Below are 22,955 nucleotides of genomic sequence, written 5' to 3'. Positions count from 1 at the left end.
GGAAAACACACTTTGATGCACCGTCAAAAATAGAGGACAGTCTTATAATAGACTGCCCCTCAAGCTCTAAGTCTTTTCATTTCTAACAATACTTCTTCAGCTTTTTGTTCATACGATAAATCCTTAAAGAAATCCGCCAACCTTTTATAATCATTGTAAGCATCTAATAAATCGTCCATCTTTTCTATTTTCATCACTTGTTGTTTTTGTTTCATTTTTACTGGATAGCGATAACCTGATACTTCTTGTATTTTGTAATACTCATCCTCTACTTGAACGACCTTTACAAGTTCTTCCTCTTCTGCATCCATCGTATACCCGTCAAATTCTCTAAGTAGTTCATAAATGATATGAGTCCATTCATCTTTTGGATAAAATCCTTTTTCTAACCGATAACCGACAATGCGATACATATGCCCATCGTTCTCGGCAAACTGTACTGTATCATTTAACTTAAACTTAAAATAACGAAACATTGCCTTCACCTACTTATTATGTAATGTTCTTATCACATACTATTTGCAAAATGTAGGCTTTGCTATTCATAAAAAATGCTCATCATATTGATGAGCATTTTTTACGATGATTTTTCTCGTTTTTTTCGAAATGGTAACCACCAGTTCCAGTCTCCAAATAACTTCATTAAGCTTGGTACGAGCATAAGACGAATAATTGTTGCATCAAGAAATATTGCTAATGCAACGCCAAGACCCATCTGCTTTACTGGTAAAATATCAGTAAATGCGAATGCACCAGTTACAACAATCATTATTAAAGCAGCTGATGTAATGATTCTACTTGTTGAAACGAGCCCTTCTAATGTTGCTTGATCGTTATCTCCTGTTTCTTCATAGAGCTCATGAATACGTGAAATAAGAAATACTTCATAATCCATACTAAGCCCAAATACGAGGCCAAAAATGAAGATTGGTAAGACAAACAGAACCGGACTTGCTTCTAAACCGAAATGACCACCTTCAAATAACCAAACAACAATTCCAATGGTTGCACTTAAACTAAGTATATTCATAACAATTGCCTTAATTGGAATGAGTATAGATCGGAATGCAAATAATAATATAACAAAGGTCGATCCAAATATAACAGACATACCAATTACAACTTTATCTTTAATTTCATCTTCTAATTCTTGTTGAAACGTCGTCATTCCGCCTAGATAATACGTAACATCCGTTTCTTTATAGTTCTTTTTAAAGTCACGTACCCACTGTTTTGCAGTCTCTGTACGTGGTTTTGTTTTCAAAAATATTTCTATCGTCGTCTTATTCCCTTGCGTGTATGCTTCAAATACAGGAGTTAGTTTCGCTGATTCTGGCGACTGCAACATTCCAACAACTTGATCTGCTTTCATTCCAGTTAACCCGTCGTATAAACTTCTTACTTCATGTACTTTCTTATCACCTTTTAACTTTTGAACGACTTCTTCTATCTTTTGTAGACTTTCTTTTTCTTTCATATCTTTTTTCGTCTCTACAACTAACGTAACATCAGCGTGTGTTTTGACAGTTTCATTAAATGCTTCTTCATACTTTTCATATGCAATCCTTGTATCACTCTTTTCAGGTAAAGCTTCAACACCAGGGAACTGCAAATTAGCTGTACGTAACGGTAATAAGCAAATAACAATAAATGTTGTAACAACAATAATCATTGCAATTGGATGTTTCATCACAAATTTTGCAAATTTACGCCATGCTTTTGCCGGCGTATGTGCTACTTGATTCTTTTTTAATATTCTTTTACCGATTAACGATAATAGTGCTGGAAGAAGTGTGAGTGAGAATAAAATACTCATAATGACAACAATCATTCCGCTAATCGCGACAGATTGAATATAATCTATCTTAAAGAAAAACAAACCGGATAACCCAACAAATACGCATAATCCTGAAAATACAATCGCACGTCCTGCCGTTTGATATGTAATTGCTATCGCTTCTTTTACCGTTCGTTTAGCAACTTCCTCTCGAAAACGGTTCACAAATAATAGCGCAAAATCAATAGATAATGCAAGTCCAATCATCGGTGCAACGTTTAACACGAAAATAGATAGTTCTTTATCAACACCGATGAAATACAATATACCCATCGTACTAATAACACTAAGCGCCCCATTCAAAATCGGTAAAATTGATGCCAAAAGGCTACCAAACGAAAATAGTAATACAAGAAACGCAATTGGTAATCCAATCATCTCTGCTACTTTTAAATCATTTTGCGTTCTTTCATTAATCTCTTTATTAATTTTCGGAAACCCTGTAGGTGTTACTTTTAATGCTATATTACTTTCTTTCTCAATCTCATCAGCAAATTGTAATGTCTTTTCCATTCGTTCCTTATTTGTTTTCCCGGAAAATAAAATTGTCGCATAGCCGATGTCATCTTGTAGCATTTCTTTATTTTGGATTGGGTGATGGAAAGATTCATAGTTCTCTTTCTCTTGAACATTCTTTACAATTTCATTTATTCGCTTTTTAAATTCCTCATGCGAAGCATCTTTATTTTTCTCAAAAACGAGCAGCAGCGTATCTTGAGACTTCTTAAAATCTTTATCTAAAATTTCTTTCGTTTTTTGATAGTCGCCTTCCGTTTGGAAACCGTCACCACCTAATACTCCCGGTAGCTTTGGAGCAAAAATCCCAAGTGCGATTGCGAGCAACAGTAACGCTACAATTACTGTATAACGAAACTGATACAAAAAGGCTCCTAACTTCCCCCACTTATCAACTTTATGTACATTTGTCTTCACACATTTTCACCTACTTTACATAATTCAATTGTCACTTATACTGTATCACATCTTGATATAAACAAAAAACGTCTGGAAAAACTATAATAATAGTTTTTCCAGACGTTTTTCTATCTCTCTTTATTAAGCCCTAATCTCTCAGTAAGTAAACGATGGTAGTAAATCGCGATAATTAACAAAATACCACCTACGCAGTAACCAGCTAAAATATCAGTTGGGTAATGTACATTTAAAATGACTCTACTTAATCCAATCGATAGAATTACTATACCCATCAAAATCGTTGTGACACATTTCCCAGCTACGCTTTTCAAATTAGCAGCAATGATATAAGTAAGAAATCCAAATGTCATAATTGATAGCATTGCATGTCCACTAGGAAAACTATATCCAAGTGCATCTAGCGCTTCATTTAATGACGGACGTTCTCTCTTTACAATCTCTTTTATCCCTTTATTCACAAGATGTGTTATTAAAATTCCCATTGGATATACAATCATCGCAGCATAATAACGCTTCTTCCAAAAAACAAGCAAACTTATAACGAGCGTAGCGACTATCCCAATTGCTGATCCCAATTTTGTAAAGTACGAGAAAAATGTAAGAGAACTTTCCGTTTGTAGCCCTCTTACTAATCCACGGACATATGTATCCATCACTGTAACGCCACCTGCATGTACGCGCCAAGCAACAATACCAAATACAGCAAATAACAAACCGATACACATTACCTCATACTGATGTAACTTCTTCTTCAAACGATTTCCTCCTACTATGAAAAAATGCGATTTCTACTTTAGAAACCGCATTTCCTTGCTTATTTACCTTTTGTTTTTAGCTCTGTCCAGTAACGATCATAGTCTTTTAACTTATCGTCTACATCAACAAGCCATTCTGTACGATCTAACTCTTCTTTCGTTAAGAAAATCATGTGATTATCACGGTATTCTTTACTATGAAGAGGATGAGCTTTTTCATTTGGATTACTGTAACCAATTGACTCGTAGTTTTTCACACTTACTTTTTCATCTAGTAAGTAGTTCATAAATTTCTCAGCAAGCTCTTTATGTTTTGCACCTTTTGGAATTGCTAACGTATCAGCCCAAATTGTGCCGCCTTCTTTTGGTACAACATATTCTACATCTTTATTATCTTTTGCGATAAATGCTGCATCTCCAGACCAAACTGTTCCGATCCAAGCATCTTCTGTAATGAATTTTTGTTTAATGTTATCTGTATCAAACGCTAATAAGTTTGGAAGCAGCTTCTTTAAATCATCTGCTGCTGTCTTTAATTGTGCATCGTCTTTCGTACTGTTTGAGAACCCGTGCTTCTTAAGACCCATTCCTAATACTTCACGAGAATCGTTTAGTAACGTTACATGTCCTTTATATTTCTCATTCCATAAGTCAGCCCAGCTTGTAGGTGCTTCTTTCACATACTTTTTATTGTATGCAATCCCTGTTACACCCCAAGTGTACACTAAAGAATATTTATTCTCTGGATCAAACGCAGGTGTTTTAAAATTAGAAACCATGTTTTCGATATTCGGGATATTCTTTTTATCTAACGGTGCTAATAAGTCCATTTTCGCCATTGTTTTAACCATGTAATCAGACGGCTGGATTAAGTCATACTTTGCGCCACCAGCTTGTAATTTCGCAAGCATTTCTTCATTACTTGCGTACTTGTCATAGTTAATTTTCACATTATACTTCTTTTCAAAATCTTTTAGCACTTGCTCATCAAAATTGTCAGCCCAACTATAAATATTTAATTCTTCTTTCTTTTCACCACAACCAGCAAGCACACCAGCAACAAGGCTAAAGCTAATTGCTGCGCCAGCTATTCTTTTCATTAATTTCATCGGTTTATTACCCCCTTGTACTTTCTATATCGTTCGTATTATAAAGGAAGGTGTCCTCCAGAGTTTTCTTCACCATCTGCACCTTTGTTTCGGAAGATTTCAGATAGAACCATTAATCCTACGATAGCAACAATTAAAATTGTAGAAAGAGCATTAATTTCTGGTGATACTCCGCGCTTAACCATACTGTAAATGTATAGTGGCAATGTTGTTGATCCTGGTCCTGATACGAAGAAACTAATTACAAAATCATCAATTGATAATGTGAATGTTAATAATGCTGCCGAAATAACTCCCGGTGCAATTGCTGGGAACGTTACATAACGAAACGTTTGCCAAGGCGTTGCTCCTAGATCATTTGCAGCTTCTTCTAAGTCACGTCCCATACTTGAAAGACGCGCAGCTAAAATAACAACAACAAACGAAATGCTAAATGTAATATGTGCAATAATAATCGTTGTTTGTCCAAGTTCCATTCCTAACTGACTGAAAAGAATTAGTAAAGATAATCCCATTAAAATATCAGGAATTAAAATTGGTAAATATACAAGGCCATTAATAGCCCCTTCGAAACGATATTTATAACGATGTAAAGCAATTGCAAAGAATACACCAAGTACCGTTGTCACAATCGTTGTTATAACTGCAATCGTAATACTATTTACAAATGCATCAATAACATCTTGTTTTTGAAATAAATCTGTATACCAATGGAATGTAAAACCTTCCCACTCCGCATTAATGCGAGAGTCGTTGAAAGAATAGACCATTAAAACCATCATTGGAAAATACAAGAATAACAAAATTAACCAAGAATAAGAAACTAAAAACTTCTTCATCTTTGCCTATTCCCCTCCGTTCTCATTATATTTATATACTTTCGTTGCACGATAATATAAGTAAATTAACAGAACAGAGAATAGAACAACGATAATCGATAACGCAGATCCAAACGGCCAGTCACGTGCACCTAAGAATTGATTTTGAATAACGTTTCCGATTAATGCTACTTTCGATCCGCCCATCACGTCTGATACAACAAACATTCCGATAGAAGAAACGAATACTAAAATAGAACCAGTCGCAATTCCTGACATCGTCATCGGCACTGTTATATTCCAAAATGCCTTTATTGGTGTTGCTCCTAAATCATAAGCCGCTTCTAGCTTACGCTTATCCAGCTGCTCAATTGCTGCATACACTGGTAAAATCATAAATGGTAATAAAGAATAGACCATTCCGAGTATTACAGAAGGAGTATTATATAATAAATTTAACGGTTCACTAATAATGCCAAGCTTTAATAACAACGTATTCACAAGACCTTGTGAACGTAAAATAACAATCCATGCGTATGAACGAACAAGAAAGTTAATCCAAAACGGGATCGTTGCCAATAATAAAAGAATAGAGCGGTATTTGCGGTCAACAATTGTAATTGTATACGCAAACGGATAACCAATTAATAAACATATTACTGTTGTAATAACTGCGATCTTAACAGTTTCCCATAACGTTCCTAAGTACAATGGATCAAATACACGGGATATATTCTCCAGCGTAAATTGCATTTCTACTGTCCCGTAAGCTCCGCGCTGCATGAAGGCGAATCCTAATACGAATACGAGCGGGATTAGGAAGAAAATTAGCAGCCACGCGACTGTAGGTAGTGCGAGTAATTTCCCTTTTTTCAATTTAAGGTCACCTCGTCCTCTTGCTCCCAGCCTACATATACATTATCTCCAATGCTCCACTGCGCTGCCTCTTCAGCAGTTTGATATGCCATTAGTAATTCTGATGTTTTCTCATCACGTACATAAAGCTTCTCCATATTTCCGACAAACTCAATATCTTCAATATGTCCAAGATGGTATTCTTTTAAAATTGGTTCTTCAACCGAACGTACTTTTACATTTTCAGGGCGAATTGCTACATAGCCTTCCCCGTTCTTCACAATATTATTTTCACCGATGAATGTCGCAACGAACAATGTTTTCGGCTTATTATAAATTTCTTTCGGCGTTCCGATTTGTTCGATATGTCCTTTATTCATAACGACAATACGATCGCTCATGCTCATTGCTTCTTCTTGATCGTGCGTTACGTATATGAACGTAATTCCTAAATTACGTTGTAAGTTTTTCAATTCACGTTGCAAGTCTTTTCGTAACTTAAAGTCAAGCGCTCCAAGTGGCTCATCTAATAGTAATACACGCGGATTATTTACAATCGCTCTTGCAATTGCAACACGCTGCTGTTGTCCACCAGAAAGCTTCGCAGGTTTACGATTACGGAACTCAAGTAACTGCGTTAAACGCATTGCCTCTTCAGCACGCTCTTTCTGCTCTGCTGCTGATACTTTCTGCATTTTCATACCAAAACAAATATTCTTCTCTACTGTCATATGTGGGAATAGTGCGTAATGTTGGAACACTAGGTTCATATGACGCTTATATGGCGGCAAATCGTTAATTCTTTCATCATCTAATAAAAGATTCCCTTTAGTTGGAGTTTCAAATCCTGCGATCATACGAAGTAAAGTCGTTTTCCCGCAGCCACTCGGCCCTAAAATTGTTAAAAACTCTCCCTCTTTAATATCTAAAGAAAGAGGTGGGATAATCACTTGATTTCCAAAATGTTTTTCAACTGCTTCAACTTTAATAATCTTTTTCATTTTCCCGTCCTATCTACCTTAAATTTTAAATTTTTATATTCATGAATAAATATTTATGTTCTATAGACTATTTTTTGTTTCGATCCAAACAAAAATGGTTATTTAACAAGCGTTCGTTTCTATTCTTTATGTAGTATGTTTGATTCATTTTCGCATGATACATAACGTCGAACAGAAAAACCCCTTCCATTGCGAAGGGGCTATTATCATACGGCTACGCCTACTGATAAACACCATCATCATTTTAACAACTTTCGTATGAATTTTAAAGCACTTTTTGTAGAAGAGTAACGAATTTTCATGTCGAATGCTGTAGATTGGGCTAAAATGCTTTTATAATGTGAAAAAGTCCGAAAACTTTCTTTCCCATGATAACCCCCTAATCCACTACTTCCAACACCCCCAAAAGGTAAATATGGCGTGGCAAGATGATAGACAACATCATTAATACAGCCTCCACCATATGAAATATTACTCGTCACTTTCTTTTGTACTTCTTTATCTTCAGAAAATACATATAACGCTAACGGCTTCGGATGTTGCTGGATTGTGCCAATTACATCTTCTATGTTGTCGTACTCTATGATTGGTAAAATCGGACCAAAAATTTCGTCTTCCATAACAGTATCTTTCCATGTAATATCCGCTAGTACTGTCGGTTCAATATGTAATGTATCTTTCTTATAGTTTCCACCAATTACGACTTGACCATCTTGTAAAAATCCACATAATCTTTCGAAATGACGCTCACTTACAATACGCACATAATTTTCATTTTGCAAAGGTTCTTTACTATACTGCTCTATAATTTCATGTCGCAGTGCCTCAATTAGCTTTTCTTTCACGGAAGAATGCACATACATATAATCAGGCGCTACACATGTCTGCCCTGCATTTAAAAACTTACCCCAAACAATTCTTCTTGCTGTCATCTCTATCTTTGCATCTTTATGTACAATACAAGGACTTTTCCCGCCAAGTTCTAAAGTGAGCGGCGTCAACTGTTTCGCTGCTGCTTCCATTACAACTTTTCCAACGCCAACACTACCAGTAAAGAAAATATAATCAAATGGTTCCCTCAGCAAAGATGTACTCTCTTCAACGCCACCTTCTACTACCGCTACAAGCTCTTCTGGGAATAATTCATCTAACATTCTCTTAAGCACTTTTGAAACGCTTGGTGTTAACTCTGACGGCTTTAAAACGATTGTATTTCCAGCTGCCAGTGCTCCTACAAGTGGTGCAATTGCTAATTGAAAAGGATAGTTCCACGGTGCAATAATAAGTGTCACACCATACGGTTCTGGCACTACTTTTCCTTTTGATCCAAAATGAGTAAGTGCTGTTCGAACTCGTTTCGGTTTACTCCACGATGACATATGTTTCAATTGAAAGGAAATTTCTTTTAATACATATCCAACTTCCGTTGTAAACGACTCGTGAACTGACTTATTTAAATCTAATTTCAATGCCTGAAATATTTCTTCTTCAAAATGCTGAATGCCTTCATAAAGCTTCTTCAAATTATTCTTTCGCATTTCGATGCTTCTCGTATGCCCTTTTAAAAAATATTCCTTTTGCCTACTTACAATAGAGGAAATACTCATTCACTCACCTTCTCCCACTATTTTTATCCAATTCTTTCATTATTTATATAGACTTCATATATAACAAATTTCTATTCTTAAGGTTACATTATATATGACTTTTTCAGCTATATAAAATTCATTGCTCACAAAAAAACTACCGAAAGAAAATCTCTCGGTAGTTTTACAGTATTAACGATATAAACGAACAGCACCTGCAGAATTATCATCAGCTTGTCCTACTACTTCAAACTTCAGACCAAGCTTCGGTAAAATACGTCCTGCATCTGGAATCTGTTGATTAATATACGTTTTAGAATCATCAAACTTCGGTACACCTGCTAAACCATCATACGTATACGTTCCACGCGTTGGAGATACAACTTTCCAAGCTGGCGTTTTATCGAATGAGAACGCCGCATCTGCGATTTGGAATCGCGTACTACTTTCCACTGTCGGTTTACCATTTAAAGTTCCTACAATTGCTTCTGGATGAGAATCAACTACACCTAGGAAACCGTGTCCTGGATGTACACCTACCCAGTTATCTGTGTAAGCTGAATCTGCATACCATACAACCATACCAGCGTTATATACTGGACCACGTGCAAATTTTAACGCGTTATCTGAACCAGCATAGTTTCTCCACTCAACATAGTAGTTATGGCTTTTCTTCTCTGTTCCGTTAGAAACAGCAAAACCATCTAATTTGAATTGTGGCGTACCTTCTGCGTCATCAGAGAATACTACTTTATCATCTACTGTTAATGAAGCATTATCAAGTAAGAAACCATTTAATGCTAAACCACCATCAGTAATGTAATCAAATGTTAATTTTACTTTCTTACCTTTGAACTGGCTTAAATCATATGATTTGTCAATCCATTTTCCATTTGTCGAATCTGCATTTCCACTATTTGCTTTCTCACCAAGTCTTTCAATTAACGTTTGTTGACCATCTTCCGTTACAGCGTGTACTTCAAGGAAATCATACTCTGCTTCAATTTCATATAATGATTTGAAGTCAAATTTTGCAGTCGTTGCATTTGTTAAATCGAACAGTGGTGTTTCCATCTTCGTATGAAGATCATCACCTTTTGTGCTGTAGTAATACTGTTTTCCGAATGCCGGCTCAATTGTTTTTATATCTTTGTCTGGTAAGTTAACACGAATCATACCTGGACGGTTAGATTTCGTAACACTTTGGTCTAAATATGTTGCTAGGCCGATACCTTTATTTAATTTCTCGTAATCTACTTCTACGATATTTGCCCAGTTACCACCGATTGTTTTTTGGAAAAACTCTTTATTTTGTGGTGATAAGCTCGTTGGTGTTGTACCTGCAATTTTACCAGCCCAGCTTCCGCCACTCATGATAGACCAAGCTTGAATTGGCTCACCAGCACCGCTATATTGTGTATCATACTCATCTGGTAAACCTAAATCATGACCATATTCATGCGCGAATACACCAACTGCTCCATCTTCTGGTTCAATTGTGTAGTCGAACGCTGCCATCTTTCCACCCCAATATGGAACTTTCGCTTGTGTACCTTCAATTGCGAATGGTTTTGGTCCAACTGTCCAGCGATGTGACCAAATTGCATCATCACCTAATTTACCACCACCTGCTTCTTGTCCAACACCTGCATGAATAATCATTAAGTGATCAATTAAACCATCCGGTTGATTTTTATTTCCATCACCATTTACATCATATTGATCAAATTGATCAAACTCTGATAGATCAAGACCGCTATCTACAGCTGCTTTTAATGCATCTTTTACTAAATCACGTGGGCCTTTTGGTCCTTTATTATCATGACCGCCGCTAGCAGCATCTGCACCGTAATCAGCAGCTTTACCAGGAACTGTTAACCATTTTGTAACTGTTCCGTCCACTGTGTAACTACCACCAGATTGCTCTTCGTAATATTGTTTAAACGTTTCAATTTTACTTCCATCATCTAATGTAAACGGCTCGTTGCCGAATAACATTTTTTCATAATGTTCTTTATTAAAATCGTTAGAATACATATATCCAGGCTCTTTGTCGATATTATTATGTTTAAAGTCAGCGTACTCTACAAGTAAAACGAGTACTTTATCTTTACGTACATCACCGTTATAGTCTTTTTGTTTCGCTGGAGAAGTTGGTACTTTACCATTTAGACCGCCTTTAACTGGGCCTGTCGCTGCAGGTGTTCCTGTTGCAGGGTTATCTAATTTTTCTTTCGTGTCTGCTTTCGCATCTTTCACTTTCTTTAAAAAATCAGATGCTTCTTTCGTAAGTTGATCCCCATTTGGTACTTCTTTCCCAGGATTTTCACCCTTTTTGTTCTCTACATACTTTTCGACAGCTTTCTTTGTTTCTTTCTCTGAAGCTGACGAATCAATTACCCCACGTTTTTTTAGCGCATCTGCTAAACGTTCTTCCGGAATTAAGTGATCATCAACTGGGCTCGTAGCTGTTTTATTCGCAGGCGTTTCAGCATATGCAGATTGAGTACCAGCTCCGAATGAAAGGCCTAATACAGCTGTTAAAGCGATTGATGACAAAACTTTGAACGGTTTCTTGTTCATCCCTTATTTCCTCCCCTAATAAATAATATGTATTACAAATTGAATTTTATTAAAAATTCAATATTTTTTCAATATTTAGTCATATTATGTAATATTTTTAATATATTTGTAAAAATTTCATAGTTAGCATACGAATATATCACAATTCAACAATGTTTTCTGAAAATATTGAAAGTTTTTATCGAACAATTTATAATTTCCATAGAGGGAGTTTAATGGGGATTTTATCTTTGTTTCATCTACACAATATTTGATAATTCACTATATAAAACACAAAATCCGATTGCATTATCATGTATTCTGTAGCAGCAATTATGACCGATAATTAGGGAGGAATTACATTTGTACAAAGATAAGACAGACGCACTGGATCAAGAATGGATTGATTTAATACTTGAAGCTCTAGATGCTGGTATCGCCATGCAAGACATCGAGCAATTTTTCCAACGTATGAAGCCATCCAGTCAGGCTCAATAGGTTTGTTCTTTTTAACGAAGTTTATGTTATAATAATGACATCATAAGACAACTACATATTGATAGAAAGGTGCGCAAATATGATTGGAGAACGTATAAAACGCCTTCGTTTACAAAAAGGGATTTCATTAACTGAACTTGCCGAAAAAGCTGGCGTTGCTAAATCTTACATTAGTTCTATAGAACGAAATTTACAAAAAAACCCTTCCATTCAGTTTCTTGAAAAGATCGCAGCAGTTCTACAAATTCCAGTTGATACTTTACTTCATGATGAAACAACAAAGGAAACTAACCTAGACTCCGAATGGACACAACTCGTTAAAGATGCAATGAACTCTGGTGTCTCCAAAGAACAATTTCGTGAATTTCTTGAATTTACAAAGTGGAAGCAAAATCAAAAATAATAATAGAAAGAAGTGCTTACAACCAGCACTTCTTTTTCTTTATAAAAAAAAGCGGGAATACCCGCTTTTTTATTATTTTTCTTCCCCAGCTTCTTGGTTGGCATTGAATGTCCATTCTAAATTCAATGTATCACCTTGGAAGATATTTTGGTCTTTTCCATCATCTACGAATTCAAATTGTACCCATAGATAATCCTCTGTACCAGCTGCTAATCCACCCTTTTCTCCCCACTCAGGAGCAAAGATATCTTTAGCTAAAAGATCTGGATCAACTTTTTGTAAGTCTGCTAAAGTTGTTTCATATACAGGCTCACTTTGTTTATCCCAGTTCCAAAGGAATTTTACTTTAACGTGCTTACCAAAGTCTTCACCAGCATTATCACCTTTTGCATCTTTAACAGTATACTTTGTTGCTAATTTAACGTCTTTAATAGTTAACGAACCGCTGTTTTGTAATAAGAACTCTTTCTTAACAGAATCCCCTGGTTTTAAATCTTTAATATCTACAAGCGTCTTAGGGTTTAATGTAAGGTCTAACGTCCCAGCTGCAAATGTATTGTTTGATACTTCTTTATCGCTAAAGAATGCAAATGTTCCTCCACCAATTAAAGCTAACCCCAATGCTGCTGATGCAACTCCCATACCTAATTTCTTTTTCAGACTCACAATCAATTCCCCCTAGCTTTTTTTTATATTTTTATCACTTATTTTTCAATAAGAGATGTAAAGAAAACTATATTAGCTTAGCTAATATGCGTTCTTTTTTAAAAACCTTATGTTCATTATAACGAACAACTCTATATAAACACAACACATATTTATTAATATTTTCAGTTATTTTTATTTCTCAATATTTTTTAGACTTTTCAGAAAAATAATGATAATTTATAACTTTTTTCACACTCAAATCATTTAATACTATAAGAAAAAAGAAAAACAAAGAGGTGAGGGCTAACGTTCCCTCACACTCGTATAAATATTACTAGTCTTGCTTATTCGTTCACTCTCTCTTACACCACATTCTTGTTTTCTGGCTGTTTCACTAAAGCAGTTACTCCGCTTTCTTCTGCTCTTCTAGCTTTTTCTGTTCTTCCACTTTCTTTTGCTCTTCTACTTTTTTCTGTTCTTCTACTTTCTTCTGTTCTTCTACTTTCTTTTGTTCTTCGGCTTTCTTCTGTTCTTCTACTTTCTTCTGTTCTTCTACTTTCTTTTGTTCTTCGGCTTTCTTTTGTTCTTCTACTTTCTTTTGTTCTTCTACTTTCTTCTGTTCCTCTGCTTTCTTTTGTTCTTCTACTTTCTTTTGTCCTTCCGCTTCAATTGCAACGTTTAATTGTTGCTGAAGAGCCTGAATTTGCTCATCAATAGCTTTCAAGCTAATTTCTTTCTCAATATAGTCACGCTTCTCTTTGATACTGCGAAATCCTTCATTTACATATATGGACACTTGCTGCATCGACTCATCTTTATTTACCTTTAATTCTTCTTGTATTTGATTGTAAGGAGCTTCTATTTCAGTATATACATTTTGCAGAGCTTCCTTCTCAGCAACAATTTTCTCACGCCCTTGTTGCCATACAGAAATCGCCTGTTTTATTTCTTCAATAGAAGTTGCTTTCAATTTCCCCTTCATCGTTCCATACTCACGCTCAATAAACTGTTTATGTTTCTCAGATTGCTCTTTTAACGTATTAACTGTTTTCGGAAATATAATTGCTGTAGAAAGCGTCGCTTCTACTTTCGTTTCATGAATGAACGCCGCTTCTGTATGCGTCATAATTTGAGATCCTAAATAAAACGTAATAGAACACATACACGGCAATATAAGCATCTTTTTAAAATTACGCGGTCTTTTCAGCATCTTAATCTCTCCCATCGAACATTACGTTCTTTATACAGAACATTATCTATATTATAGTAAAGAACTATTAAAATTGATAGACAAATACTAGAAAAATAGAAAAAGGGCTATCCATGTGATAGCCCTTTTTATTATTATCTTTCTTCACCTGCTGTTTGTTGTGCATCAAACGTCCAATTTAATTGTAACTTATCGCCTTGGAATTGATTTTGATCTTTTCCATTATCAACGAACTCAAATTTCACTTTGAATTTATCAGATTTACCTGCTGAAATACCTTTTTCATCCCAGAACCAAGCCGATAAATCATTATCTACAGCTGTAAGTGTGTCACCTTTTAATTTATCTAAAGTAGTTTGTTTCACAATTGTCTCATGCTTATCTACATTTTTTAAGAATGTTACTTTAATATGTTTACCAAAATCATCTTTATTATCTTTCTTTACATCTTCTACATTATAATCTGTTTTCAGTAGAACCTTTTTAATATCTAAAGAACCTTTATTTTCTAGTTTAAATTCTTTTTCAATTGTATCCCCAGGTTTTAAATTCGATACGTTAACAACTGTTGATGGATTTAATGCTAAATCCAGTGTTCCAGCCGCAAATGTATTGTTTGACACTTCTTTATCACTGAAAAATGCAAATGTTCCTCCACCAACTAAAGCTGCTCCTAATACTGCTGATGTAATACCCATTCCTAATTTTTTCTTTAAAGTCATGTCCATATCCCCTTAATATATATTTGTTAACTTCCTAAATGGAAAGTATAACCAAACGAACTAGACGGATTGTTCTACTTTTTTATCTTTCTTTTCTCCGTCAATGCTACGAATAGCACCAAAAATAGAAATAGCGGAATAACCAAGCAAAAAGACTCCTGGAATAATAAGAAGTAATGCTGCTCCTGCTTTCGAATTCGCATAATTCAGTAAATAACCAACATATGGAACTGTAATATCTGCATACTTTCCAACTACATTTTCTGCAAGTACTGGCTCTAAATCTGGTCCGTTGTTGTTATCCCCTTTTGTTTCATACATTACTTTTCCATTTGTATCTTTCACACCGATAATACGGTGAGTGATAATTTTTTGATCTTTCTCTTTAAAGGTAATAACATCACCTTTTTGATATTTAGAACCATCTTTGTTTGGTTCTATTGCAATGATTGATCCTGTTAAAAACGTCGGCTCCATTGATCCTGAAAGAACGCTCTTAAATTGATATCCCATCACTGTCGGATCACCACCGCTTGCTTTTGAAGAAATAACTACAAAAGCTAAAAAAACCATCAATGCAAATAAAACAAATGAGATCGCGTTGCTAATTATCTTCCATATTAATTTCATCGTCTCTCTCCCTCTCCGTTGTTTTATATTATTTGAAGTATGCAACATCCACTTTGTTCTTTAACAAGAACACAAGTAAATGATATAACGAACTTTAAGTTATTGCAATAAGAAAATTTACAATTATTAGTTATTTAAAATATAGAAAAAAGACTGTGCCAAAATTTTACACAGTCTTTTTATTAGTAATTTATTTATCTTCTGATTTCATTCCTTTTGTATTTCGGCGCAACACTACATATAAAATTGCTCCAAATAATATAATCGCACCTATCCCAACACTTATTACTTTCACATTTGAGTCTTTTACTTCAGGCATAGTTGTATCTTTTTTAGGCATCGTAAAAGTGACATCTTCTGTTGAAAGAACATTTACCGTCGCAATTGTTTGATTATTTTTCGTAATATCAACTGCACCAACTACCTCACCACGATGTATTCCTTTATGATATAAAGATTCTTTATCTAATGAAGCCGCCCGGAAAATAGTTTTCACATTTTTCCCTTCATCTTTCTTAAGCATAAGCTCCGCACTTTGTTCCAACTCAGAATTAACATCTTTATTTAAATATGTTGTTTTTTGATGCCAATTATGTTTATCAAGCACCATTTGCTTCGTAAATTGACCGAAAGAATATTCCGCCATCTGCTTCAAATCTTCATAAATTTCAGGTCTTTGAGAAGCCATTACTACGCTTATAATACGATTTCCATCTTTCTCATTTAATAAAACAAGTGTATTACGTGCTTCATTCGTAAACCCTGTCTTACCGCCAATGCTATATGGATTTTCAAAAAAATTAGATTTATTAAAAATAGACACCGTCTGCCTAGACGTCGTAACTGTCGTTCTTTTCGTATTCATCGCTTGTAAAATTTCAGGATACTTTTGCACACCCTTCGTAATCATAGCCATATCATACGGCGTCGTATAATGGTTCGGATCATGCAATCCATTCGGTGTTACAAAGTGGCTATCTTTCGCTCCTAATTGCTTCGCTTTCTCATTCATCATATTAGCGAAATTCTCAACACTCCCGCCAATCCGCTCCGCAATCGCATACGACACATCATTCGCACTCAGCACCATTAAAATCATAAGCGCAGTATTTCTATTAATTGTCTCTCCAGGTTGAAACTCAATTTGATAATTACTCTTCTCTTGATCTAATGCTAATTGTGAAAATGTAAATTGATCCTCTGGCTTTGTATGCTCCATGAGTAAAATCGCTGTTAACACCTTCGTCGTACTAGCAGGATATGCTCGGTGATATGCGTTTTTATCATACAAAACATCTCCTGTTTTCGCATCAATTGTCGTTGCAAACTGACTAAAAACATTCGGTCCTTCCGCAGGTGGTGGTGCAACTTGTTCTGGATTTACTCCAATATTCGTCTCAGCACGCAATGTTATGGGCGTCAAAAAAAACGAACAAATAACTGTAATAAAAACCAAAATTTTCTTAAAATTTACCATATGACTCTCCCTTTTCCATTTACTCCTTAACAAAATAATAAATCTACCAATCATATGTAATTTGTATTATATTGGAAGAAATTTCACTATTTTTTACTATATCATATTTTTACGATAAAGAACATAAATATACAATAAAAATAAGAAGGAATTACTCTTTCTTATCCTTCTCATCAATCAACGAATCTATTAACTTTTGACTAGCTTCCTCGGGCGTAATCTCATCTGTTATTCCCATAAACGACCAACCTTTAGAATCAACCCACTCAACAAACTCTTGTAAAAATTCATCATGTGTAACATCCACATCAAGAATCGATCCATTAATCGAAATCGTTCTATTTTTAGACACGCGCATCTTGAACGTTTTTCTTACCATTACAACTTTTCTCCCTCTACTTCTGAATATTTATAAAGTGAAACTTTCATCAACCCTCACGAATCGGACTTTTACGGGCATTCCGACCCGAACCTAACTTCTTTACTTTTGCTGAATTTCGAGGTAAGGGATCTTACTGCCCGCAAATAGCGAGATAAAATAATCATGTATCTCTGTTATACATGATTTTCAGTAAATTGTAAAAAGGATATATTGGCCAATTTAAATAGCAAAAATAAAAATCTCTTACCTACGTAAACGTAATACGACATACAATCGCTCATAAATTATTAAATAAATCCATAAAAATATACACTTTAAAACATAATTGAGTAAGCCATTCTAGTCTTTTGGAAGATATTATCTAAAATAGTATACTAAACGGATAAAGGATATTTGAATAAAGAAACTGAGGCCCTCTATTTAGCTGGATTCTTAAGTTGTAGACTTAAAGACTGATGCCTGAATTCATATTTAATTTCTATTTCTGTACATCATATCGTAAGAAAGAAGGTAGTACTGTGAAAACAACAGAAAATTTTACTGACAGGGCCGATATATATGCAAAATATCGCCCTAGTTATCCTAATGAATATATTGATTACTTGCTTTCAGCTAACCAACTGAAAGGGAATCAGATTGTGGCTGATATTGGTTCAGGTACGGGGATATTTAGCCACCAGCTGCTTGAAAGTGGTTTACATGTTATTGGAGTTGAGCCAAATGATGATATGAGAAAGATGGCTGAGCAATCATTAAAACTATATTCTCGTTTTCAATCCATAAAAGCAACTGCTGAAAATACCACTTTAAAAGAAAATAGTGTAGATTTAGTAACTGTTGCCCAAGCATTTCATTGGTTTGATAAAGAGGCTTTCAAAATCGAATGCCAACGAATTTTAAAACAAAAAGCAAATGTTGCACTTGTTTGGAATAGTAGAGATTTAACTAGTCCACTTATTAAAGAGAATGCAGAAATTTGCCAGAAAACCTGTCCAAACTTTAAAGGCTTTAGCGGTGGAATAGATGAAACTCCAGAAGTATTTAACAACTTTTTTAAAGATGGAAAGTATGATTTTAAAGAATATCAAAATTATTTACTTTTTGATTATGAAGGGTTTTTGGGAAGGAATTTATCAGCATCTTATGCTCCGAAAGAAAATGACGAACAGTATAAAAACTTTATTTTTCTCCTATCAGAGCTATTCGAAAAATACAGTAAAGATGGAAAAATTATTCTCCCGAATTTAACACGAAGCTATCTAGGCAATGTATAAACAGCCTGATACAAAGAGACATTGAACGGAATTAAAACAAGCCTAGCCCCTCCCTGAATGTAGAACGAGGTTAGGCTTGTTTTGCATTTTACCACATCAAATTCAAATGACTTTCGTACAATAAAGTAGAATATATTAGAAAACACCTTAAACTGAGGAGGAACTCAATGGCGCGTTGTACGTATTGTAAAACGAAGTGGAAAGTAAAAGATGTATGGTCGCTTCTCATAACATTTGAAAAAGATTGTCCGTATTGTTTTGGGAGGCAATATCTATCAAAGAAAACAGTGAACGCTATGCCAGAACTTATAAGCTTACCTTTACACTTCTTGTTCCCTTTTCTTGTTGATTTGAGTGATGAAGGTCCTTTGGATTGGTATCGGAAATAATATAACCTCTACATCCAAAGACTACTTTCTACTAAATTCGCTTCTCATCATTATCCCTTCATACATTACTCTCATAATCGCTTATACTTTCCCTTTTAAAGATCCCATAGCTCAACAGGAAGAGTGTCCCCTGACCAAATTTTATCAATTATGACTAAAAAAACAGTGATATATGTATACTGTTAAACATAAAAAATTAGCATTAGGTTCCAATTAAATATTAATTGAAACCCAACACTACTTGTATTCTGTAATTCAGAATACAAGTAGTGTTTTTTATTATGCATTTTTGCATACAGTATTGTTTTCTCTTGTAAATAGATAATAATGGTATATAATAAAACCAACGTTTTACCAATAAAAGGTAATAAAGAGTAGTGGGATAAGCAAATACCCAAAACGTATTAACAGATTTATTCTATGTAAATCATGATACATATATGGAATCAAAACTATGAAATTTTATGTAGAGGTTAGATTACTACAAGATGAAAGATTCATAGCGAATACACTTAAGGAAAAAACGTTCCATTAGATTAATGTGATATCTATCGAACGAATTGAGAATATACTTAGGGGGAATTTCAAGTGAAAACATTTAGTAAAGTATTATTAACAGGAGCTTTAGCTTTAGGCGGTTTAACAGCTATGAACATTGAAACACCAAAAGCACATGCTGACGAATGGGATGGTTGTCATTACATTTGTGGTCCTGGTGAAACGGTGAACGGTGTTACAGTTCAGGTACACTCTACACAAGTTACTTTTGGTAACAGCGTAATTGCAAGAATTACAAATGACCGAGCTGAAGAAATTCATTACAATGTCAGCCTTGAAAAGAAATATGGCGATAGATGGGGAGAATTTGAAACCAACTTCCGTTGGCAAAATCAATGGGTCCCAGCTGGAAGCAATGATGAAATTGCAACTTTCACAGGATATGGCGATGATATTTATGAGGATGGAACATATCGTTATAAAGTCGAAATAAAAGGCGCTGACGGTTCTATTGATACAATTTACACAGCAGGAATGACAGTTACAGGACGATAGCTTATGAACAAGCTCCATTATTTATGATTGTATTTTTGAAAATATCATTGATAATTGCGTTGATATTATTATTAAAATAAGCTCTTCGGGGCTTATTTTTTTATACAAAAATTAGAATATAAATATTCGGAAAATTACATCTTTACACCATTAAAGTTCGTTGCTATTATAGGAATACATCAAATGTTACAATACTCAACAAATTGTACAAATCCTCCGATTACACGAATGAAATGAAAATACATTGCTGATGGTAACATTTATAGTTGGGATCCCGTAGCTCAGCAGGGAGAGCGCCACCTTGACAGGGTGGAGGTCGTGAGTTCGAGCCTCTCCGGGGTCATATGAAAAACCCCTTGATAGTCAAGGGGTTTTCTTTATGTAGCAAATAAATGATTATTATTAAAACTAAATTTTCCCTACTTCTTTTCTCCATTTTGGAGAAAGACATAAATTATATTAATTATCGCTCTACGTTGTTCGCTAGAACTCGATTCTTTACTCTCTTTTGGGAGCTTTTTAAAATTCTCTTTGAAAAATAGCCTAATACAGCAATTTTTATATTTATTTATATAAATTTCTCAACAAAAAAGATCTACACAGTTTAACTATGCAGATCTTTGTAAATTTAAGTTTAGAAATGAATAGACGAATCCTATTTTTGCCCTAATTTGATTGCCTTTTTGATATTACTAAATGCACCTTTACCATATATTAATACGCCACCGCGGTAAACACGACTCGTTAAACCAATCATCATACATATTGTTGCAATTAGAATTGCTAATGCAAGCGCAATCTCCCATACTGGGATATTGAGGAATCCAATTCGTACAAGCATAACAATAGGAGTGAAGAAAGGTACATAACTAGTAACGGTAACAACCATGCTGCTTGGGTTTGACATTCCATAAATTGCTATATACAAAGCAGCAAGTAACATAAACATCAGCGGCATAACAGCTTGAGAAGATTCCTCTATACGCGTAATGATAGAGCCAAATAGACAAGATAATGAGCCATATAATAAGAATCCTAATGTGAAGAATAGAATCCCATAAAACACTAGAGTTGGAGCAACAGAATTTAAATCAATACTATTTAAAATATCATTTTTCGAATCATTAATTGCTGTTTTATATCCAACAGTTGCGACCAAGCCCCAAATTATGATTTGCGTAATACCAGCCAATAATGTTGAGAATAGCTTCGCATATAAATGTTTGGTAGGCGAAATACTCGAAACAACTAACTCCATAACACGAGAAGATTTCTCTGTTGCAACATCTGTTGCTAATTGTGCAGCATACATTAATATCATTAGATAATTTAGCATGATAAAGACATTAATTAAAATCCCTACACCCTCAGTATGTTCTCCATCTTTAACCTTATCTGAAACCGTTTTGGTATGAATTTCTACTGGCGTTGTTAACACCTTTAATTCATCTTGAGATAGATTCAATTGCTGGGCGAAATTAGAAGATTGTATTTGAGATAAAATCGTTTGAACCTTGCTAACATCTTGCTGATTTACATCCGTCTCAGTTATATACGTAGCCTTTAATTGTTTATTATTCAATTCCTCTACAACGATTGCATATGTATAATCACCATTTTTAACACCTGATTCTGCTTTTTGTTTATCCGTGCTACGTTTAACTTGTATCTTACTATCGACATTTTTAAACACTTGATGAATGGTTGAATATAATTCTTCTTTTTCTGTAACAACAACAACTTGATCCTCCTCGTTCCCTGCAAACAAGTTATAAATCTTGTCAAAATTCATCAATCCTATAATTAACATAGAAACTATTATTGTAATAGCAAAATATGATTTTGATTTCACTTTAGATTTATAGTTTTGTAAAAAAATTGTCCAGAAACTACTCATTTTGTGCACCTACTTTCGCAATAAAGATATCATTTAATGTAGGCTCTTCTACTGCAAACTTTTTAACATACCCTAATTTTGTTATCTCTTTAAATAAAACATGTGACACTTCTTCATATGAAATTTTAAGAGTAACTGCATTTTTACGTTTCTTCATACTTTCTACACCTTTTATTTCTTTCAAATGGTCAAAGTCATGATCGCCAACGATTACAACGTTCTTTTTACCAAAATCACTTTTAATTTTGGCAATGTCACCCTGAACAACAGGTACACCTTTGTGCATAATACAAATGTGTTGGCATAACTCTTCCACATGTTCCATACGATGTGAACTAAAAAGAATTGACGACCCTTGTTTTTGCATATCAAGAACAGCGTCTTTTAACATTTCAACATTTACTGGGTCTAAACCACTAAATGGTTCATCTAAAATTAAGAGTTCAGGCTTATGTATAATCGCTGTTATCAGCTGGATTTTTTGCTGATTCCCTTTAGAAAGTTCTCCTACCTTTTTGTTCAGATGCTCAGTAATATTAAAACGCTCCAGCCAATAGTGAAGTTCTTTTTCTGCATCTTTACTTTTCATGTTCTTTAGTTTTGCAAAAAAGTTAACTTGTTCTTTGACAGTCATTTTCGCATAAAGACCACGTTCTTCCGGTAAATACCCAATTTTATCTGTAACACCATAATTTATAGGTTTACCATTCCATGAAATGGTCCCACTTGATTTCGATAAAAGTCCAAGTATCATTCGAAATGTAGTCGTTTTACCTGCTCCATTCCCGCCCAAGAATCCAAATATTTCACCTTTTGGTATCTCGATATTCAAATTATTCACTGCAACATGCTCGTCAAATTTCTTTGTTAAATCTTTAATTAGTAAACTCATTATCCACACCCTTAATTCCCA

22 protein-coding genes and 1 tRNA gene are annotated in these 22,955 nt (G+C 34.6%); 6 read left to right on the top strand and 17 right to left on the bottom strand.

Annotation, left to right across the window (positions count from 1 at the left end; translation table 11 throughout):
- Window positions 1–59: 59 nt before the first annotated feature.
- The 9 genes from ACUL40_RS26570 to inhA1 form a co-directional block, all read right to left on the bottom strand.
- Entirely contained in the window at window positions 60–476 is a 417-nt protein-coding gene (locus ACUL40_RS26570) for a hypothetical protein (protein ID WP_000490301.1), read from the bottom strand.
- Window positions 477–577: 101 nt separating this feature from the next.
- The gene (locus tag ACUL40_RS26565; RefSeq protein WP_000856407.1) at window positions 578–2,770 is read right to left on the bottom strand and encodes an MMPL family transporter; all 2,193 of its coding nucleotides are present in this window, start codon (window positions 2,768–2,770) and stop codon (window positions 578–580) included.
- Window positions 2,771–2,880: 110 nt separating this feature from the next.
- Window positions 2,881–3,528 (bottom strand): phosphatase PAP2 family protein, encoded by a 648-nt coding sequence (locus tag ACUL40_RS26560; RefSeq protein ID WP_000727792.1) that lies wholly within the window; start codon window positions 3,526–3,528, stop codon window positions 2,881–2,883.
- A gap of 59 nt (window positions 3,529–3,587) precedes the next feature.
- Window positions 3,588–4,637 (bottom strand): spermidine/putrescine ABC transporter substrate-binding protein PotD, encoded by a 1,050-nt coding sequence (gene potD, locus ACUL40_RS26555; RefSeq protein ID WP_000772484.1) that lies wholly within the window; start codon window positions 4,635–4,637, stop codon window positions 3,588–3,590.
- A 38-nt stretch (window positions 4,638–4,675) separates the two neighbouring features.
- Entirely contained in the window at window positions 4,676–5,476 is an 801-nt protein-coding gene (potC, locus tag ACUL40_RS26550; protein WP_000714192.1) for a spermidine/putrescine ABC transporter permease PotC, read from the bottom strand.
- A gap of 6 nt (window positions 5,477–5,482) precedes the next feature.
- Window positions 5,483–6,331, bottom strand: coding sequence for a spermidine/putrescine ABC transporter permease PotB (gene potB, locus ACUL40_RS26545; RefSeq protein ID WP_000715500.1), 849 nt, complete (start codon window positions 6,329–6,331; stop codon window positions 5,483–5,485).
- Entirely contained in the window at window positions 6,328–7,311 is a 984-nt protein-coding gene (potA, locus tag ACUL40_RS26540; protein WP_000720333.1) for a spermidine/putrescine ABC transporter ATP-binding protein PotA, read from the bottom strand. Before potA ends, potB begins: the two co-directional genes overlap by 4 nt.
- Window positions 7,312–7,550: 239 nt before the next feature.
- Window positions 7,551–8,918: an aldehyde dehydrogenase gene (locus ACUL40_RS26535; RefSeq protein WP_000028375.1), complete on the bottom strand. Its 1,368-nt coding sequence runs from the start codon at window positions 8,916–8,918 to the stop codon at window positions 7,551–7,553.
- Between the two features lie 171 nt (window positions 8,919–9,089).
- Entirely contained in the window at window positions 9,090–11,480 is a 2,391-nt protein-coding gene (inhA1, locus tag ACUL40_RS26530) for a M6 family metalloprotease immune inhibitor InhA1 (protein WP_001035936.1), read from the bottom strand.
- Between the two features lie 342 nt (window positions 11,481–11,822).
- On the opposite strand from inhA1, the gene ACUL40_RS26525 reads away from it, so the two are divergent.
- A complete protein-coding gene (locus ACUL40_RS26525) occupies window positions 11,823–11,957 on the top strand; it encodes an anti-repressor SinI family protein (protein ID WP_000276219.1) in 135 nt (44 codons plus the stop codon).
- 79 nt (window positions 11,958–12,036) lie between these two features.
- The gene (locus tag ACUL40_RS26520) at window positions 12,037–12,360 is read left to right on the top strand and encodes a helix-turn-helix domain-containing protein (RefSeq protein ID WP_000578885.1); all 324 of its coding nucleotides are present in this window, start codon (window positions 12,037–12,039) and stop codon (window positions 12,358–12,360) included.
- Between the two features lie 72 nt (window positions 12,361–12,432).
- Here ACUL40_RS26520 and calY read toward each other — a convergent pair whose 3' ends face one another.
- From calY to ACUL40_RS26490, 6 genes are all read right to left on the bottom strand, one after another.
- Window positions 12,433–13,026 carry a biofilm matrix protein CalY gene (gene calY, locus ACUL40_RS26515; protein WP_000053713.1) on the bottom strand — a complete coding sequence of 198 codons (594 nt, stop codon included), beginning with the start codon at window positions 13,024–13,026 and terminating at the stop codon, window positions 12,433–12,435.
- 385 nt (window positions 13,027–13,411) lie between these two features.
- On the bottom strand, window positions 13,412–14,218 hold the full coding sequence (locus tag ACUL40_RS26510) for a DUF4047 domain-containing protein (RefSeq protein ID WP_139245422.1): 807 nt from the start codon (window positions 14,216–14,218) through the stop codon (window positions 13,412–13,414).
- A gap of 134 nt (window positions 14,219–14,352) precedes the next feature.
- A complete protein-coding gene (locus ACUL40_RS26505; protein WP_000172852.1) occupies window positions 14,353–14,940 on the bottom strand; it encodes a CalY family protein in 588 nt (195 codons plus the stop codon).
- A 60-nt stretch (window positions 14,941–15,000) separates the two neighbouring features.
- On the bottom strand, window positions 15,001–15,570 hold the full coding sequence (gene sipW, locus ACUL40_RS26500) for a signal peptidase I SipW (protein WP_000767792.1): 570 nt from the start codon (window positions 15,568–15,570) through the stop codon (window positions 15,001–15,003).
- 190 nt (window positions 15,571–15,760) lie between these two features.
- A complete protein-coding gene (locus ACUL40_RS26495) occupies window positions 15,761–17,047 on the bottom strand; it encodes a D-alanyl-D-alanine carboxypeptidase family protein (protein WP_000247030.1) in 1,287 nt (428 codons plus the stop codon).
- 151 nt (window positions 17,048–17,198) lie between these two features.
- Window positions 17,199–17,426: a hypothetical protein gene (locus tag ACUL40_RS26490; RefSeq protein WP_000251856.1), complete on the bottom strand. Its 228-nt coding sequence runs from the start codon at window positions 17,424–17,426 to the stop codon at window positions 17,199–17,201.
- Window positions 17,427–17,947: 521 nt separating this feature from the next.
- On the opposite strand from ACUL40_RS26490, the gene ACUL40_RS26485 reads away from it, so the two are divergent.
- The 4 genes from ACUL40_RS26485 (at window position 17,948) to ACUL40_RS26470 (ending at window position 20,488) form a co-directional block, all read left to right on the top strand.
- Window positions 17,948–18,703, top strand: coding sequence for a class I SAM-dependent methyltransferase (locus ACUL40_RS26485; protein WP_065382161.1), 756 nt, complete (start codon window positions 17,948–17,950; stop codon window positions 18,701–18,703).
- Between the two features lie 167 nt (window positions 18,704–18,870).
- The gene (locus ACUL40_RS26480) at window positions 18,871–19,092 is read left to right on the top strand and encodes a hypothetical protein (protein WP_065382160.1); all 222 of its coding nucleotides are present in this window, start codon (window positions 18,871–18,873) and stop codon (window positions 19,090–19,092) included.
- Between the two features lie 588 nt (window positions 19,093–19,680).
- Window positions 19,681–20,145, top strand: coding sequence for a hypothetical protein (locus ACUL40_RS26475; RefSeq protein ID WP_048534153.1), 465 nt, complete (start codon window positions 19,681–19,683; stop codon window positions 20,143–20,145).
- A gap of 270 nt (window positions 20,146–20,415) precedes the next feature.
- Window positions 20,416–20,488 (top strand) — tRNA-Val (locus ACUL40_RS26470).
- Window positions 20,489–20,800: 312 nt separating this feature from the next.
- Here ACUL40_RS26470 and ACUL40_RS26465 read toward each other — a convergent pair.
- Together ACUL40_RS26465 and ACUL40_RS26460 are read right to left on the bottom strand one after the other, a co-directional pair.
- Complete coding sequence (locus tag ACUL40_RS26465; RefSeq protein WP_065382159.1) at window positions 20,801–22,042, bottom strand: ABC transporter permease; 1,242 nt, start codon at window positions 22,040–22,042, stop codon at window positions 20,801–20,803.
- On the bottom strand, window positions 22,035–22,934 hold the full coding sequence (locus ACUL40_RS26460) for an ABC transporter ATP-binding protein (RefSeq protein WP_000054722.1): 900 nt from the start codon (window positions 22,932–22,934) through the stop codon (window positions 22,035–22,037). Before ACUL40_RS26460 ends, ACUL40_RS26465 begins: the two co-directional genes overlap by 8 nt.
- Window positions 22,935–22,955 lie beyond the last annotated feature (21 nt).

Source organism: Bacillus sp. KNSH39 (assembly GCF_052656585.1).
The sequence above is the reverse complement of the archived record's forward strand: the minus strand, read 5'-3'. Positions and strand labels throughout refer to the sequence as shown.

Coding starts and splice junctions, on each gene's coding strand:
- ACUL40_RS26570 (WP_000490301.1), bottom strand. CDS start 476: ATGTTTCGTTATTTTAAGTTTAAGTTAAATGATACAGTACAGTTTGCC.
- potD (WP_000772484.1), bottom strand. CDS start 4,637: ATGAAATTAATGAAAAGAATAGCTGGCGCAGCAATTAGCTTTAGCCTT.
- potC (WP_000714192.1), bottom strand. CDS start 5,476: ATGAAGAAGTTTTTAGTTTCTTATTCTTGGTTAATTTTGTTATTCTTG.
- potA (WP_000720333.1), bottom strand. CDS start 7,311: ATGAAAAAGATTATTAAAGTTGAAGCAGTTGAAAAACATTTTGGAAAT.
- ACUL40_RS26535 (WP_000028375.1), bottom strand. CDS start 8,918: ATGAGTATTTCCTCTATTGTAAGTAGGCAAAAGGAATATTTTTTAAAA.
- inhA1 (WP_001035936.1), bottom strand. CDS start 11,480: ATGAACAAGAAACCGTTCAAAGTTTTGTCATCAATCGCTTTAACAGCT.
- ACUL40_RS26520 (WP_000578885.1), top strand. CDS start 12,037: ATGATTGGAGAACGTATAAAACGCCTTCGTTTACAAAAAGGGATTTCA.
- ACUL40_RS26510 (WP_139245422.1), bottom strand. CDS start 14,218: ATGCTGAAAAGACCGCGTAATTTTAAAAAGATGCTTATATTGCCGTGT.
- ACUL40_RS26505 (WP_000172852.1), bottom strand. CDS start 14,940: ATGACTTTAAAGAAAAAATTAGGAATGGGTATTACATCAGCAGTATTA.
- sipW (WP_000767792.1), bottom strand. CDS start 15,570: ATGAAATTAATATGGAAGATAATTAGCAACGCGATCTCATTTGTTTTA.
- ACUL40_RS26495 (WP_000247030.1), bottom strand. CDS start 17,047: ATGGTAAATTTTAAGAAAATTTTGGTTTTTATTACAGTTATTTGTTCG.
- ACUL40_RS26490 (WP_000251856.1), bottom strand. CDS start 17,426: ATGGTAAGAAAAACGTTCAAGATGCGCGTGTCTAAAAATAGAACGATT.
- ACUL40_RS26480 (WP_065382160.1), top strand. CDS start 18,871: ATGGCGCGTTGTACGTATTGTAAAACGAAGTGGAAAGTAAAAGATGTA.
- ACUL40_RS26465 (WP_065382159.1), bottom strand. CDS start 22,042: ATGAGTAGTTTCTGGACAATTTTTTTACAAAACTATAAATCTAAAGTG.
- ACUL40_RS26460 (WP_000054722.1), bottom strand. CDS start 22,934: ATGAGTTTACTAATTAAAGATTTAACAAAGAAATTTGACGAGCATGTT.